The following is a 14,576-nucleotide window of genomic DNA, read 5'->3' on the forward strand; positions in this document are numbered from 1 at the left end:
CGGGCCGGGTGTGGCGCGTGCCCGGCACCGGCCGAACAGCGCCGGTCACCCGACCGCGGCGGGTGCCCGGGAGCCGGGGGCCAGGACGGCGCAGGCGACCTGGCCGTCGGGGTCGATGGACGTGACGAGGGTGACGCCGGCCGGGGGCTCCGTGCCGGCCTCGACGATCGCCGCGGCGACGGCGAACGCCGCCGAGGCGCCGTAGGTGTCGCCGATCCGGGCGGCCGGGTCCAGCACCGGTACGCCGGGCGCGACGTCGGCGAGGACCGCCGCCTCGTCGTCGGCGTACCGCCCGGGCGCGGCGGCACCCCGGACCACGGTGGCGACGTCGTCGGCGGCGACCCCGGCCTGGCGCAGCGCCCGGGTCACCGCGCCGCGCAGCGCCGCCCGCCCGTCGGCCGGCTCGGCGAAGAAGCCGGCGGTCAGCGCCAGCGGAGTGGCCAGCACCCGCCGGCCGGCCCGCTCGGCGGTCGCCGCGGCCTCCAGCAGGAACACGCAGCAGCCCTCGCCGGCGAGTGCGGGAGCCCGGTCGGCGGCCGCCTCCAGCCGTAGCCGCCGCGGGCTGAGCGCCTCGAACGCGCCGGCCAGCACGGCGTCCGCCCGGCCGGCCGCGACCAGCCGGCGGGCACAGCCGAGTGCGGTGAGCCCGGTCGCCCGGCCGGACGTCACGGTGACGTTCGGGCCACGCAGGTCGAAACGGATCGCGGCCTGGCTGCTGGTGTAGTTCATGATGCCGGGCGGCATCAGGTTGTGGTCGATGAAGTGCGGCTTCGCCCCGGCCAGCGAGCCGCCGGAGACCGCCAGGTACGAGTCGAGGCTGGCCAGCGCGCTGCCGAGCACCACGCCACGGCGGGCGGCGGGCACGTCGGCCAGGTCGTACGCGGCCAGCAGGGCACCGACCGTGCCGACGGCCAGGGCGGACGAGCGCTCCTTGAGCCGGACCCGGCGGTTGGGGGTGAAGTCGTCGCCGGTGAGTTCGGGCAGCCGGGCGACCGGCGGGTCCTCGGGGGACGTGACGACGGGTCGAGCGGCGCGCCACCCGGTGGCGAACGGCGCGGTCCCGAGACCGTACGGCGAGACGACGGCCAGGCCGGAGATGACCACGTTCATGCGTCGGCTCCTGTCAGCGGGGGGTGCGGTCCGGGGCCGCGCAGGATCAGGGTCGCGTTGTTGCCGCCGAAGCCGAGCGAGTTGACAAGCGCGGTGCGGACCGCTGCCGGCCGGGACACGTTGGGTACGCAGTCGACCTGGCAGTCCGGGTCGGGCTCGCGGAAGTTCACGGTGGGCGGCAGGAACCGGTGCTGCATGGCGAGCAGCGCGGCGATGGCGGTGTGCGCGCCGACGGCGCCCATCGTGTGGCCGATCATCGACTTGACCCCGACCACCGGCGGCGGGGGACGGTCGCCGAAGACGTCCCGGATGGCACCGACCTCCATTGGGTCGCTGGCCCGCGTGCCGGTCGCGTGGGCGAAGATCACGTCCAGTTCGGCCGCGTCGATTCCGGCGTCGGCCAGCGCCCCGGCCATGCACTCGGCGACCCGTTCCCGCACCGGGGCGGTGGGGTGTTCGGCGTCGCAGTTGAGGTGCAGGCCGAGCACCTCGGCGAGGACCGGGGCGCCGCGCCGCCGGGCGTGGTCGAGGCTCTCCAGGACCAGCATGGCCGCGCCCTCGCCCCACATCGTGCCGTCGCGCTCCCGGTCGAACGGCCGGCACCGCTCGTGGGCCATCGCGCCCATCCGGACGAACCCGGCGAACGCCATCCGGTTCACCGAGTCGGCGCCGCCGCAGATCGCGTACTCGGCGTCGCCGGCGCGGATCGCGTCCACCCCGTAGCTGATCGCGTAGTTGCCGGCCGCGCAGGCGGTGGGGATGGTCAGGGTCTCCACGTCGCGCAGGTCGAGCTCGGCCGCGGCGGCCGTGGCGAGACGTCCGGGCTGGAGCAACCGGGCGAGGTCCCCGGGGGGCACGGCGTCCGGCTCGCGCAGCTCGGCCTCGGCGAGCGCGTCGAGGTCGAGCGACTGCCCGCAGGTGGTGCCGACCGCGATGAGGCCGGCCTCGTCGCGGACGGCGGCGGGGTCGAGATCCGCGTCGCGCACGGCCATCCGGGCCGCCGCCGCGGCGAGGGCCGCCACCTGGCCGGTGCCCTTGGCGTCGAGGCGTTCCAGCACCGACGCCGGGTCGAAATCGGTGACCTCGCAGGCGTGGTCGTGCGGGAAACCGGTGACGTCCCATTTGCTTATCGGTTTCGCCCCGCACCGCCCCTGCCGCAGGCCGGCGAGGAATTCCGTCCGCCCGGACCCGATGCTGGAGATGACTCCGAAACCGGTGACGACGACCCGGCCCGCCGGATCGTCGCTCCTATTCTTCCCGTTCGCGTGGAGAACTCGGGGACTCGTCAACGCGGCCTCCGGAATGGGTGTGGACACCGGCCCCATTGTCGGCAACGCGGGCTCCGGCGACCACTGGGTGAATCCCTAGTAGCGGGTCGCCGTACCGGTCTTCACCAGGCATGTCGCGGGACGTGCGCGCGGCGCTGTCGAGCGGCTGTCGAGGGCGGCGCGGGCGCGTTCCCGGTCGCCGACGGCCCGGTCGAGGCGTCGAGCAGGGTTCGACCGGCCCTGCCGGCGAATGCCGCATCATCGGCGGCAACGAGTGAGAGGTGATTGGTGTGCATCGAACGCTGATCGTTGCCCGGATGGCCCCTGAAAAAGCGGACGACGTGGCCAAGATATTCGCCAGCTCGGACTCCACCGATCTGCCGCGGATGATCGGCGTCACGCGCCGTACGCTCTTCCGTTTCCACGACCTCTACTTCCATCTCGTGGAGGCCGACGAGGACATCTCGCCCCGGCTGTACCAGGCCCGGAGCCACCCGCTCTACGGGCAGATCAACGAGCAGCTGTCCCACCACATCCGGCCGTACGACCCGAACTGGCGCGAGCCGAAGGACGCCATGGCCGAACCGTTCTACGTCTGGGAGGCCCCCGGTGAGTGAACTCGCGCAGACCCCGACCCGGCCGCTGCGGGTCTCCGCCAACGACGTGCCGGCGAACCGGCGGCGGGGCGGGGACATCCGGGTCGTGCTGAGCCCGAAGACGGTGGGCTCCACCTCCGGCTTCATGGGCACCCTGACCCTCGCCCCCGGCGAGTACGTGACCGAGCACTACCACCCGTACTCGGAGGAGTTCCTGCTGGTCGTGAGTGGTCGGCTCACCGCCCGGGTGGAGGACGCCGGCGAGGTCGACCTGGTTCCCGGCGAGGGCCTGCTGGTGCCGATCGGCAAGCGTCACCGGGTGTGGAACGCCGGCGCCGAGGAGGTGCGGGCGGTGTTCCACCTGAGCCCGCTGGCCCCGCGGCCTGAGCTAGGGCACGTCGACACCGAGGAACTGCCCGCCGCCTCCGGCGGCGCCCCGGTCCCGGACGTGGGGGGCCCGCGCCGATGACCGGACACCGTCGGGTGGTGGTGACGGGCATCGGCGTGGTGGCGCCGGGAGGCATCGGGACCAAGGCCTACTGGGACCTGCTCACCGCCGGGCGTACCGCCACCCGTCCCATCACCCTCTTCGACGCGTCGCACTTCCGGTCGCGGATCGCCGCCGAGTGCGACTTCGACCCGGCCGCCCAGGGGCTGAGCCCCCAGGAGATCCGCCGGATGGACCGGGCGGCGCAGTTCGCCGTGGTCTCCGCCCGCGAGGCGTGGGCCGACAGCGGTCTGGAGGACGCCGGCGTGCCGCCGGAGCGGACCGGTGTGAGCATCGGCAGCGCGGTCGGCTGCACCACCGGGCTGGAGGAGGAGTACCTGGTCCTCAGCGACGGGGGCCGGCGCTGGCTGGTGGATCCGGCGTACGTGGTGCCGCAGCTGTACGGGTACATGGTGCCGAGCACGATGGCCACCGAGGTGGCCTGGACGGTCGGCGCCGAGGGCCCGGTGTCGCTGATCTCGACCGGCTGCACGGCCGGGCTGGACGCGGTGGGCAACGGCGCCAGTCTCATCTGGTCCGGTCGCGCCGACGTCGTGGTCGCGGGCGCGACCGACGCGCCGCTGTCGCCGATCACCGCGGCCTGCTTCGACGCGATCAAGGCCACGTCGCCGGACAACGACGACGCGGCCCACGCATCCCGCCCGTTCGACGCGAAGCGGCGCGGATTCGTCCTCGGGGAGGGGTCGGCGGTACTGATCCTGGAGGAGCGCGAGGCCGCGCGCCGCCGGGGCGCCCACGTGTACGCGGAGATCGCCGGGTACGCGAGCCGCAGCAACGCGTACCACATGACCGGGCTGAAGCCCGACGGCCGGGAGATGGCCGAGGCGATCCGGCAGGCCCTGGCGGCGGCCCGGCTGGACCCGTCGGACATCGACTACATAAACGCGCACGGTTCGGGCACCCGGCAGAACGACCGGCACGAGACCGCCGCGTTCAAGCGGGCGCTGGGCGACCGGGCGTACCGGGTGCCGGTCAGCTCGATCAAGTCGATGGTCGGGCACTCGCTCGGCGCGATCGGCTCGATCGAGGTCGCGGCCTGCGCGCTGGCGCTGGAGCAGCAGGTCGTGCCGCCGACGGCCAACCTGCACAACCCGGACCCGGAGTGCGACCTGGACTACGTGCCGATCACCGCGCGGGAGCACCGCATGCGCGGCGTGCTCAGCGTCGGCAGCGGCTTCGGCGGCTTCCAGACCGCGATGGTCATCACCAAGGACCGCGGGGAGGATCCCCGATGAGTCGGACCGCCGTGGTGACCGGGATCGGTGTCACCGCCCCGAACGGGCTGGGCACCGAGGCGTACTGGGCGGCGACGCTGGCCGGCCGCAGCGGCATCGACCGGATCAGCCGCTTCGACCCGACCGGCTACCCGGTGCGGCTCGCCGGTGAGGTCCGCGACTTCGACGCCGCCGCGCACGTGCCGAGCCGGCTCATCCCGCAGACCGACAACTGGACCCACCTCGGCCTCACCGCCGCGGCGTGGGCCCTCGACGACGCCGGCGCCGACCCGGCGGTGTTCCCCGAGTACGAGATGGCCGTCGTCACCGCCAGCTCGTCGGGGGGCACCGAGTTCGGGCAGCGGGAGATCGAGCGGCTCTGGACGAAGGGGCCGTCCTGGGTCGGTGCGTACCAGTCGATCGCCTGGTTCTACGCGGCCACCACCGGGCAGATCTCTATCCGGCACGGGATGCGCGGGCCGTGCGGCGTGGTGTGCACCGAGCAGGCCGGGGCGCTGGACGCCGCCGGTCAGGCCCGGGCGCTCGTCCAGCAGGGGACCAGGCTGGTCGTCACCGGTGGCACCGACGCGTCGCTGTGCCCGTACGGGCTGACCGCGCAGCTCAGCAAGGGCACGCTCAGCGGCGGCGACGATCCGGAGCGGGCGTACCTGCCGTTCGACGTCGACGCCGTCGGCCACGTGCCGGGCGAGGGCGGGGCCATGCTGATCGTCGAGGACGCCGCCGACGCGCGGGCCCGCCGGGCACCCCAGGTGTACGGCGTGATCGCCGGGCAGGCGGCCACCTTCGACCCGCGGCCCGGTTCCGGACGGGAACCCAACCTGCGCCGGGCGATCGAACTGGCGCTGGCCGACGCGGGTGTCGCACCGGGCGACGTGGACGTGGTGATCGCCGACGCGGCCGGGGTGCCGGACGCCGACCGGGCGGAGGCGGCGGCGATCACCGCCGTGTTCGGTCCGGGTGGGGTGCCGGTGACCGCGCCGAAGACGATGACCGGCCGGCTCTACGCCGGTGGCGCCGCGCTGGACCTGGTGTGCGCCCTGCTCGCGCTCCGGGACCAGGTGATCCCACCGACCGTCGGGGTGCGGCGGCTGGCGCCGGGGTGCGATCTGGACCTGGTGCGGGACGTGCCCCGGGAGGCGCGGCTGCGCACGGCGCTTGTCGTCGCCCGCGGCCACGGCGGCTTCAACGCCGCCGCGGTGGTGACCGCGGCGGGCTGACCGGACCGGCCGGCCGGGTGGACCGGGCCGGTGTCGAGTGAGGAGAGACAGCACCATGGCAGGACACACGGACAACGCGATCGTGATCGACGCGCCGATGGACGTGGTGTGGGACATGACAAACGACGTGGCGTCGTGGCCGCAGCTGTTCAGCGAGTACGCCGCCGCGGAGATCCTCGAACGGGACGGCGACAGCGTCACCTTCCGGCTCACCATGCATCCGGACGAGGACGGCACGGTGTGGAGCTGGGTGTCGAAGCGCACCGTCGACCGGGAGCGCCGGGAGGTCCGGGCCCACCGGATCGAGACCGGCCCGTTCGAGTACATGCACATCCACTGGACGTACGCCGAGGTCGACGGCGGGGTGCGGATGCGTTGGGTGCAGGACTTCCACATGAAGCCACAGGCGCCGGTCGACGACGACGCGATGACCGCGCACCTCAACCGCAACACGGTGATCCAGATGAACCGGATCAAGGGGCTTGTCGAGGCCGCGGCGGCCGCGCGTGGCCCGGCGGCCCGGGCGAGCTGAGCGACGAGCCCAGGAGGAGCAGATGTACGACGAAGAGGTCCCGGTACTGATCGTGGGCGCCGGGCCGGTGGGCCTGTCCACCGCGGTCTTCCTCGGCCGGCACGGCGTGCCCACCCTGGTGGTGGAGAAGCGGCCCAACACGTCCCGGCTGCCCCGCGCCCCGGGCCTGCAGGCGCGCACCATGGAGCTGTTCCGCGCCGCCGGCATCGGCCCGGAGATCCGGGCCCTGGAGATCGGTGACTCGCACCGGTACTTCGAGGGCGGGATCCTGCGGGTCAACACGTACTCCGACATCGCGAACGCCCAGGTGCTGGAAGCGCCGTCGCTGGACGGCCCGGAGATCAGCCCGGAGCGGGTGATGGGCTGCGGCCAGGACCGCTACGAGGTGGTGCTGGCGGCCAAGGCCGAGGAGTTCGGCGCGAAGATCCGCTTCGGCGCCCGGCTGACCGCGATCGACCAGGACGCCGACGGGGTGACCGCGACGGTCACCGACGTCGACGGCGCCGAGCGGACGATCCGCGCCCGCTACCTGGTGGGCGCGGACGGTGCCGGCAGCTCGGTACGGGGCCTGCTCGGCGTCGGCCGCTCCGGACGTGGCTCGGTGTTCCACGCGCTGAGCATCTACTTCCGCGCTCCGGAGCTGGAGCGGATCCTCGCCGACCGGCCGTTCATCCTCTGCTACGCCACGGTGGGCGGGACGATGACGGGGCTCTCCCGGCTGCACGGCTGCGACCCGTGGCTGGCGGCGCCGGTGTACCACCCGGAGCGGGGTGAGTCGCCGGAGGACTTCACCGACGAGCGCTGCGTGGCGATCGTCCGGGAGGCCGCCGGCCGGCCGGACATGGCGGTCGAGGTGGTGGCGAAGGTGCCGTGGGAGGGCTCGCAACTGGTCGCCGACACCTTCCGGGTCGGCCGTGTCTTCCTGGCCGGGGACGCCGCGCACGTGCACCCGCCGGCCGGCGGGTTCGGCGCCAACACCGGCATCCACGACGCGCACAACCTGGCCTGGAAGCTGGCGGCCGCGCTGCACGGCTGGGGCAGCTCCGCGCTGCTGGACACCTACCACCGGGAGCGGCACGCGGTCGGTTCGGCGATGGCCGAGCAGGCCATGGTCCGCAACCGGATCCGGCACGGGCACAGCGAGGGCCGACCCGAGAAGGAGATGGTCGACGACATCATCATCACGCTGGGCTACCGGTACCGGTCCGCGGCGGTGCTCGCCGACGACGACCGGCCGGTGCTTACCGCGCCGTTGACGCTGGCCGGCGAGCCGGGCACCCGCGCCCCGCACGTCTGGCTGCGCGACGGCAGCCGGGAACTGTCCACGATCGACCTGTTCTGGGACTCGTTCGTGCTGCTCAGTGGCGCGGAGGACGACGGCTGGCACGAGGCGGCGACCCGCCTGGCGGCGCGTACCCCGGTTCCGCTGCGGTCGGTGCGGGTCGGTCCGGGTGGCGACGTCACCACGGCCGGCGGCGACTGGGCGGCCGCGTTCGGCGTCTCGCCGCGCGGGGCGGTGCTGGTACGGCCGGACGCCTTCGTGGCCTGGCGCAGCGTCGAGGGCTCGGGCGAGCCGGAGAAGGTGCTGACCGACGTGCTCGCCGAGGTGGCCGGCGCGGAGCGGCTGAGCCCGGCGGCGACGTGACGGCCGGGCCGGCGATCCGAGCCCGGACCCGGGACGAACTGGCGGCGCTGGTGGCGCCGCTGGTGGAGCGGGTGACCGCCCACCCGTTCTGGGCCGGGCTGCGCGACGGGACGCTCCCGCCGGAGTCGCTGTGGTGGTTCGCCGAGCAGGACGCCCGGTACGTCGTGCCGGCGTACGCCCGGGCGCTCGCCCGGTGCGCGGCCGGCGCCGAGCGGCTGGAGCACGCCGGCCTGCTGGCCGGGGCGGCGCAGGCCACCGTGGGCTCGCTGCCCCGGCTGGACCGGGAACTGGGCCGGCTGGCGGAGACGCTCGGCCGGCCTCCCGGCCCGGGCCCGGCCGGCCCGGCCCCGGCGGTGCACGCGTACACGTCGGTCATGCTCGCGGCGCCGGTGGCGTCGTTCGCGGCGGGCGTCGGCGCGCTGCTGCCGATGAGCTGGTTCCACCTGCTCGTCTCCGAGGACCTGCGGCGGCGCGCCGACCGCTCGTCCCGGTACGCGCGGTGGGTGGAGCAGTACCTGGCGTACGACGGGTTCGCCGACTACGTGGCCGCCTGGCTGGCGATGGTCGACGAGGTCGTCGAGGCGGACGGTGACGGCAATCGGACTCCGCTCGTCGAGTGGTTCTTGACTGGTGCTCGCTGTGAGTTGAATTTCGCGGACGCAGCGTGGCGGCGGCAGGGGTGGACGGTGTAGTGGCGGTTGGGGGGAATCCCACCGTCGAGCCCACATCGAGACGGGAACTCCACCATGGACCGGCTACCGCCCGTCCGCACCGGCGCACCGTCCCCGCAGGTCAGGGGCGCGTGGCCGGGGCTGAGCCACTGGGAGTTCCGTCATGACAGATACCCCTGGTCGTCCTCCAACACGTCTGGCCCGCGCACGTCGAATCGGAGGTCGGATACTCATGGTCGCCCTGAGCGCGAGCCTGGCGGCGGCGGTCACCCCCGCCGCCCCGGCGAACGCCGTCTCCTGGCAGGCCCGGACGTACCACGTCGACTGCGTCGCGGGCAACGACTCGGCGGACGGCACGAAGCCGGCCACCGCCTGGCGCTCGCTGGCGCGGGTCAACCAGGCCACCTTCGGGCCCGGCGACAGGATCGTCTTCAAGCGCGGCACCACCTGCAACGGGGTGCTGGAACCCAAGGGGTCGGGCACGCCCTCGGCGCCGGTCACCATCGGGGCGTACGGCACCGGTGCCCGGCCGAAGATCGTCGCGCCGGGCACCCGGGCGGCGGTGCTCCTGCGCAACGTGCAGGGCTACGAGATCCGGGACCTGGAGGTGACCAACCCGGGCCCGGCCGACGGGACCGCCCGGGTCGGCATCTACGTGCTGCTGGAGGACTTCGGCACCGGCAAGCACTACGTGGTGGAGAACGTCCACGTCCACGACGTGCCGGGCTGTGACTGCCTGAACCCGGACCTGGAGAACAGCGGCGGCATCCTCTTCGAGGCGGCCGGCGACACGGTGCCCACCGGCTTCGACCGGATCCGGGTGACCGACAGCACCGTGAGCGGCGTCGACAACGTCGGCATCGGGACGCTCTCCAGCTGGTCCAAGCGCGACCTGTTCCCCGGCGGGCGCAACCACTTCGTGCCGATGACGAACGTCAAGTTCCTCCGCAACACCCTGTCCGACCTGGGTGGCGACGGCATCCTGGTGATGAACGGCATCGACTCGCGGACCGCCCGCAACAGGATCGACGGCTTCGGCCTGCGGGCCGCCCAGTCGCACGCGGCGATCCTCGCCTACAACTCCGACCGCGCGGTGATGGAGCACAACCACATCACCGGCGGCGCCGCCTTCCCGCCGTCGTTCTCGCTCACCGTCGACGCCGGCACCCAGGACCTGCTCTACCAGTACAACTACAGCTACGACAACAACGGGCCGTTCATCCTGTTCTGCGCGTCCGAGGGCTCGCACGCCGACGGTGCGGTCATCCGCTACAACATCAGTGACAACGACAAGGACGTGAACCTCGAGGGCTTCATCATTCCGGTGGTCGCGGCGGGCTGCGACAACGCGATCACCAACTCGAAGTTCTACAACAACACGATCTACGCGCCCAACGCGGAGAACCTGGCCGGGGCGTTCCCGCACACGTCGATCGCCTTCACCAACAACATCTTCTCCGGCAAGGCGAGCGGCGCCCGGATCGACGACCCGGTGGGCGTCTACGACCACAACCTGTACCACAACATCACGGCCGTCGCGGCGAACACCACGAACGCGGTGACCGGCGACCCGCTGTTCCGCAACCCGACCGTCGACCGGCCGGCCGGCCTCCGGCTCACCTGCGGCTCACCGGCCCTCGACGCCGGCGTCGCCGTGCCGGACAACGGCGGCCGCGACTTCTACGGCAACACGGTCACCGGAGCCACGCCGAACATCGGCGCCTACGAGGGCCCCTGCCTGTAACCGTTCCCTTCGCGGACAGCCTTACCGCGCCCCCGGCGCGGTAAGGCTGTCCCTGTTGTCGGCGGTGGCGCCCGGTGACCCGGACCTCAAGGGGAGGACGACATGACCCAGGCCACCGCGCCGCTCGGCATGATCTCGGCGGCGGATCTCGAACGGTTCCTCTTCCAGGTCGGGCTGTTGCTGCTCGCCGCGCTGCTCCTCGGCCGGCTCGCCCAACGGGTCGGGCTCTCCGCGGTCGCCGGCGAGCTCTGCGCCGGCATCCTGCTCGGGCCCAGCGTGGTCGGCCACCTGCCCGGCGTCGGCGACTGGCTGTTGCCGCAGTCGGCCACCCAGATCAACCTGCTCGACGCGGTCGGCCAGGTCGGCGTACTGCTGCTGGTCGGGCTCACCGGAATCCACCTGGACCTGGACCTGGTCCGCCGTCGCGGGCTCACCGCCGCCCGGATCAGCGCCGCCGGTGTCCTCCTGCCGGTCGCCCTCGGCGTGCTCACCGGCCTCGCCCTGCCCGGCTCGCTGATCCCCGACGGGGTGGACGAGATCACCTTCGCTCTCTTCCTCGCCGTGGCGATGGGGGTCAGCGCCATCCCGGTGATCGCCAAGACCCTGACCGAGCTGCGGCTGGTGCACCGCAATGTCGGCCAGCTCATCCTCTGCGCGGTCACCGTCGACGACATCGTCGGGTGGATGCTGCTCTCCGTCGTCTCGGCGATGGCGACCACCGGCGTGCGGGCCGGTGGCATCGCGTTCTCGGTGGCCGCCCTGGCCGCCGTTCTCCTGCTGGCCCTGCTGGTCCGTCCACTGGTCCGCCGTACGCTGCGCACCGCCGCCCGCGCCGACGGCGACGACGGCGCGGCGGTGACCGTGACCACCGTTGTCGTCCTGGTGGTGCTCGCCGCCGCCGCGACGCACGCGCTGCACCTGGAGGCCGTTTTCGGCGCGCTCGTGTGCGGCATCGTGATCGGCAGCTCCGGCGCCCTCGACCGGTCCCGGTTGCGGCCGCTGCGCACCGTCGTCATGGCCGTCCTCGCGCCGCTCTTCTTCGCCATCGCCGGCCTGCGGATGGACCTCACCGTGCTGGCCCGGCCACCGGTGCTGCTCTCCGCGCTGGCCGTGCTGGCCGTCGCGGTCACCGGCAAGTTCGTCGGCGCCTACGTCGGCGCGCGGATGAGCCGGCTCGGCCACTGGGAGTCCCTGGCCCTGGGCGCCGGCATGAACGCCCGCGGCGTCATCGAGATCATCATCGCGATGGTCGGGCTGCGCCTCGGGGTGCTCGGCGTCGAGGCGTACACGATCCTGGTGCTGGTGGCGGTGAGCACCTCGATGATGGCGCCGCCGGTGCTGCGCCTCAGCATGCGGCGGGTCGAGCAGACCGCCGAGGAGCGGCTGCGCGCCCAGGAGCACGACATCCCGCTGCGCGGCCCCGACGTCGCGGCGTGAGGTCACGCCTCGACCCGCGATCGACCCGTCACCCATCGGCGATCATCATGCTCTCGGTATGCGCGAATCAACCCAGATTCTTGTCATCGGTGGCGGCCCGGCGGGCTCCACCACGGCCGGCCTGCTGGCCCGGGAGGGCTTTCAGGTCACTCTGCTGGAGCGGGACCGCTTCCCTCGGTACCACATCGGGGAGTCGATCCTGCCGTCCTGTCGCCCGATCTTCGAGAAGCTGGGCGTCTGGGAAAAGATCGAGGCGCACGGATTCCAGCCGAAGGGCGGGGCGTACTTCGTCTGGGGCCCGGAGGAGTGGGAGGTGCGCTTCACCGACCAGGGCTCCGACAACACGAACGCGTTTCAGGTGATCCGCAGCGAGTTCGACAAGATCCTGCTCGACCACGCCCGGGAGTCCGGTGTGGAGGTCATCGAGGGGATCACCGTCCGCGACGTCGAGTTCGACGGCGACCGGGCGGTCGCGGTCCGCTGGCAGGAGACGAAGAACCCGGGCACCGGCGGCCGGATCGCCTTCGACCAGCTGGTCGACGCGTCCGGCCGCGGCGGTGTGCTGGCCACCCGTCACTTCCAGAGCCGCCGCTTCCACGACGTGTTCCGCAACGTCGCCGCCTGGTCGTACTGGCGGGGCGCGAAGCCGCTGCGCAAGGGACCGGAGGGGGCGATCGCCGTCTGCTCGGTGCCGAACGGCTGGTTCTGGGCGATCCCGCTGCACGACGGCACGCTCAGCGTCGGCCTGGTCACCGGGCGGGACCTGTTCAACGACAGCCGGCAGCGGCTCGGCAGCATCCAGGCCGTCTACGACGAGGCGATGGCGCAGTGCCCGACCGTGCTGGAGATGCTCGACGGCGCCGAGCAGGTCGCCGACATGAAGGTCGAACAGGACTACTCGTACGTCTCGGAGCGGTTCGCCGGGCCGGGTTACCTGCTCTCCGGCGACGCGGCCTGCTTCCTGGACCCGCTGCTCTCCACCGGCGTGCACCTGGCCACCTACAGCGGCATGCTGGCCGCGGCCAGCATCTCCAGCCGGCTGCGCGGCGAGGTCGGCGAGGACGAGGCCGGGCGGTTCTACCAGACCGTCTACCGGCACGCCTACGAGCGGATGCTGGTGCTGGTGTCGGTCTTCTACGAGAGCTATCGCGGCAAGGACTACCACTTCTACAACGCGCAGCGGCTCACCAACGACGAGCGGGACCGGCTGCACCTGCAGGCGGCGTTCGACCGGATCATCACCGGCATCGCCGACCTCAACGACGCGGAGAACGCGTACAAGGTGGTCCAGGCGCACCTGCACGGCGACACCAGCGGCGACCCGAACCCGCTGAACAACCTCAACCGGGTGCACGAGATGAAGCAGGCGCCGTTCCACCCCGACAACGCGGTCGAGGGGCTCTACCTGGCGCTCGAACCGCGGCTCGAGCTGCGCCGCCGGTAGCCGGACGCGATGTCGCCCCACCTCCCGGGAGGTGGGGCGACATCGGTGTGCGGGCCCGATCAGCTGTCGGCGGCCTGGCGGAGCCGGCGCAGCAGCCCCTTCGGGTCCGCCAGCGGCGGCAACGCCGCCAGGACCCCGGACACGCCGACCTCCTCCAGCCGGCGCAGGTGCTCGCCCACCTCGGCGACGGTGCCGGTCAACCCGGTCAGCTCCAGGGCCAGGTCGACCAGGCCCAACTCCTCCAGCAGCCGCGCGTTCTTACCGCCGACCGTGTGGTCCCACACGTCGTAGCGCCGCTCCATCTCCTCCACCGCGGGCAGCAACTCGGGCGGGACGGTCGAGCGCATGTGCGGCGACTTCAACCGCAGCGCCACGTCGGAGGCGAGCGCCGCGCCGATGTCGGCGTTCGCCTCCGCCCGGCTGCCCCGCACCGACATGAAGCTGAAGCCCCACACCTGGAGCGCGTCCGGATCGCGACCGGCGGCCTCGGCGGCCGCCCGGATCCGGGCGACCTTGCCGGCCACCCGCTCGGTGGACATGCCGACCGTGGTCACCACCCCGTCGGCCAGCTCGCCGGCGAGCCGCAGGCTCTTCGGGTAGTCGGCGGCGACCAGCACCGGCACGTCCCGCACCCGCTCCAGCGGTTCGGTGTCGAACCCGTCGACCCGGGCCGAGCCGCCGCGCAGCACGGCCCGGACGGCGGTCACATAGTCACGCAACTCGTGCGGCGTGGCGACCGGGGACCGGCCGACGACCCGCCGGACGCTGCCGCCGTTGCCGATCGCGAGCATCGTCCGGCCGCCGGTCACCTCGTGCAGCGTCGAGATCGCGGTGGCGGTCGCCGCCGGGTGCCGGAAGAACGGGGTCGTCACCATCGGCGTGAGCGTCGCCCGTCGCGTCTCGTACGCCGCGACGGTGAGCGACACGTACATCTCGTAGGCGCGGGCCGGCGTGTCGCCGACCCCGATGACGTCGTATCCGAGGTCATCGGCCAGTCGGACGACGCTCCGGAACTCCGCGAGGTCGTCCGCCCATTCAATGATCGCTCCGAGTTTCAGGGGGCATCCCTCCGCCGGTACGGCTGGCACGGCCGGTGCGCAGCTCACGGACATTCGGCGCTGGCGCGCGACCTCCATCGGACACGACCGGCCTCGAGGAGGTGTCGAGCG

Annotated in this window: 13 protein-coding genes; 10 read left to right on the forward strand and 3 right to left on the reverse strand. The window is 73.0% G+C overall.

Annotation, left to right across the window (positions count from 1 at the left end):
* Positions 1–45 precede the first annotated feature (45 nt).
* Together ABTW87_RS08335 and ABTW87_RS08340 are read right to left on the reverse strand one after the other, a co-directional pair.
* A complete protein-coding gene (locus ABTW87_RS08335; RefSeq protein ID WP_350649758.1) occupies positions 46–1,110 on the reverse strand; it encodes a beta-ketoacyl synthase N-terminal-like domain-containing protein in 1,065 nt (354 codons plus the stop codon).
* A complete protein-coding gene (locus ABTW87_RS08340) occupies positions 1,107–2,426 on the reverse strand; it encodes a beta-ketoacyl-[acyl-carrier-protein] synthase family protein (RefSeq protein ID WP_350649760.1) in 1,320 nt (439 codons plus the stop codon). The genes ABTW87_RS08335 and ABTW87_RS08340 overlap by 4 nt, the downstream gene beginning before the upstream one ends.
* Positions 2,427–2,668: 242 nt before the next feature.
* Here ABTW87_RS08340 and ABTW87_RS08345 point away from each other — a divergent pair, with 242 nt between their 5' ends.
* The 10 genes from ABTW87_RS08345 to ABTW87_RS08390 all read left to right on the forward strand — a co-directional run bounded on the left by ABTW87_RS08345 (position 2,669) and on the right by ABTW87_RS08390 (position 13,407).
* Complete coding sequence (locus tag ABTW87_RS08345) at positions 2,669–2,995, forward strand: TcmI family type II polyketide cyclase (protein ID WP_350649762.1); 327 nt, start codon at positions 2,669–2,671, stop codon at positions 2,993–2,995.
* Complete coding sequence (locus tag ABTW87_RS08350) at positions 2,988–3,443, forward strand: cupin domain-containing protein (protein WP_155333337.1); 456 nt, start codon at positions 2,988–2,990, stop codon at positions 3,441–3,443. Before ABTW87_RS08345 ends, ABTW87_RS08350 begins: the two co-directional genes overlap by 8 nt.
* Positions 3,440–4,717 (forward strand): beta-ketoacyl-[acyl-carrier-protein] synthase family protein, encoded by a 1,278-nt coding sequence (locus ABTW87_RS08355; RefSeq protein ID WP_350649764.1) that lies wholly within the window; start codon positions 3,440–3,442, stop codon positions 4,715–4,717. The genes ABTW87_RS08350 and ABTW87_RS08355 overlap by 4 nt, the downstream gene beginning before the upstream one ends.
* Complete coding sequence (locus ABTW87_RS08360; RefSeq protein ID WP_350649765.1) at positions 4,714–5,934, forward strand: ketosynthase chain-length factor; 1,221 nt, start codon at positions 4,714–4,716, stop codon at positions 5,932–5,934. Before ABTW87_RS08355 ends, ABTW87_RS08360 begins: the two co-directional genes overlap by 4 nt.
* 55 nt (positions 5,935–5,989) lie before the next feature.
* Entirely contained in the window at positions 5,990–6,466 is a 477-nt protein-coding gene (locus tag ABTW87_RS08365; RefSeq protein WP_502891545.1) for an SRPBCC family protein, read from the forward strand.
* A 22-nt stretch (positions 6,467–6,488) separates the two neighbouring features.
* Positions 6,489–8,111 (forward strand): FAD-dependent monooxygenase, encoded by a 1,623-nt coding sequence (locus ABTW87_RS08370; RefSeq protein ID WP_350649766.1) that lies wholly within the window; start codon positions 6,489–6,491, stop codon positions 8,109–8,111.
* Positions 8,108–8,803: a TenA family protein gene (locus tag ABTW87_RS08375; protein ID WP_350649768.1), complete on the forward strand. Its 696-nt coding sequence runs from the start codon at positions 8,108–8,110 to the stop codon at positions 8,801–8,803. Before ABTW87_RS08370 ends, ABTW87_RS08375 begins: the two co-directional genes overlap by 4 nt.
* A 211-nt stretch (positions 8,804–9,014) precedes the next feature.
* Positions 9,015–10,526, forward strand: coding sequence for a right-handed parallel beta-helix repeat-containing protein (locus ABTW87_RS08380; protein WP_350649770.1), 1,512 nt, complete (start codon positions 9,015–9,017; stop codon positions 10,524–10,526).
* Between the two features lie 102 nt (positions 10,527–10,628).
* On the forward strand, positions 10,629–11,963 hold the full coding sequence (locus tag ABTW87_RS08385) for a cation:proton antiporter (RefSeq protein WP_350649772.1): 1,335 nt from the start codon (positions 10,629–10,631) through the stop codon (positions 11,961–11,963).
* 58 nt (positions 11,964–12,021) lie between these two features.
* Entirely contained in the window at positions 12,022–13,407 is a 1,386-nt protein-coding gene (locus ABTW87_RS08390) for an NAD(P)/FAD-dependent oxidoreductase (protein WP_350649774.1), read from the forward strand.
* Positions 13,408–13,466: 59 nt separating this feature from the next.
* On the opposite strand, the gene ABTW87_RS08395 is transcribed toward ABTW87_RS08390, so the two are convergent.
* On the reverse strand, positions 13,467–14,495 hold the full coding sequence (locus tag ABTW87_RS08395; RefSeq protein ID WP_350649776.1) for an LLM class flavin-dependent oxidoreductase: 1,029 nt from the start codon (positions 14,493–14,495) through the stop codon (positions 13,467–13,469).
* Positions 14,496–14,576: the final 81 nt, after the last annotated feature.

The sequence above is a fragment of the Micromonospora sp. NPDC126480 genome (assembly GCF_040302465.1).
Classification (GTDB): Bacteria; Actinomycetota; Actinomycetes; order Mycobacteriales; family Micromonosporaceae; genus Micromonospora.

Bases quoted from the DNA above. Each gene is read 5' to 3' on its own strand.
- ABTW87_RS08335 (WP_350649758.1), bottom strand. From the start codon at position 1,110: ATGAACGTGGTCATCTCCGGCCTGGCCGTCGTCTCGCCGTACGGTCTC.
- ABTW87_RS08355 (WP_350649764.1), top strand. From the start codon at position 3,440: ATGACCGGACACCGTCGGGTGGTGGTGACGGGCATCGGCGTGGTGGCG.
- ABTW87_RS08360 (WP_350649765.1), top strand. From the start codon at position 4,714: ATGAGTCGGACCGCCGTGGTGACCGGGATCGGTGTCACCGCCCCGAAC.
- ABTW87_RS08365 (WP_502891545.1), top strand. From the start codon at position 5,990: ATGGCAGGACACACGGACAACGCGATCGTGATCGACGCGCCGATGGAC.
- ABTW87_RS08370 (WP_350649766.1), top strand. From the start codon at position 6,489: ATGTACGACGAAGAGGTCCCGGTACTGATCGTGGGCGCCGGGCCGGTG.
- ABTW87_RS08380 (WP_350649770.1), top strand. From the start codon at position 9,015: ATGGTCGCCCTGAGCGCGAGCCTGGCGGCGGCGGTCACCCCCGCCGCC.
- ABTW87_RS08385 (WP_350649772.1), top strand. From the start codon at position 10,629: ATGACCCAGGCCACCGCGCCGCTCGGCATGATCTCGGCGGCGGATCTC.
- ABTW87_RS08390 (WP_350649774.1), top strand. From the start codon at position 12,022: ATGCGCGAATCAACCCAGATTCTTGTCATCGGTGGCGGCCCGGCGGGC.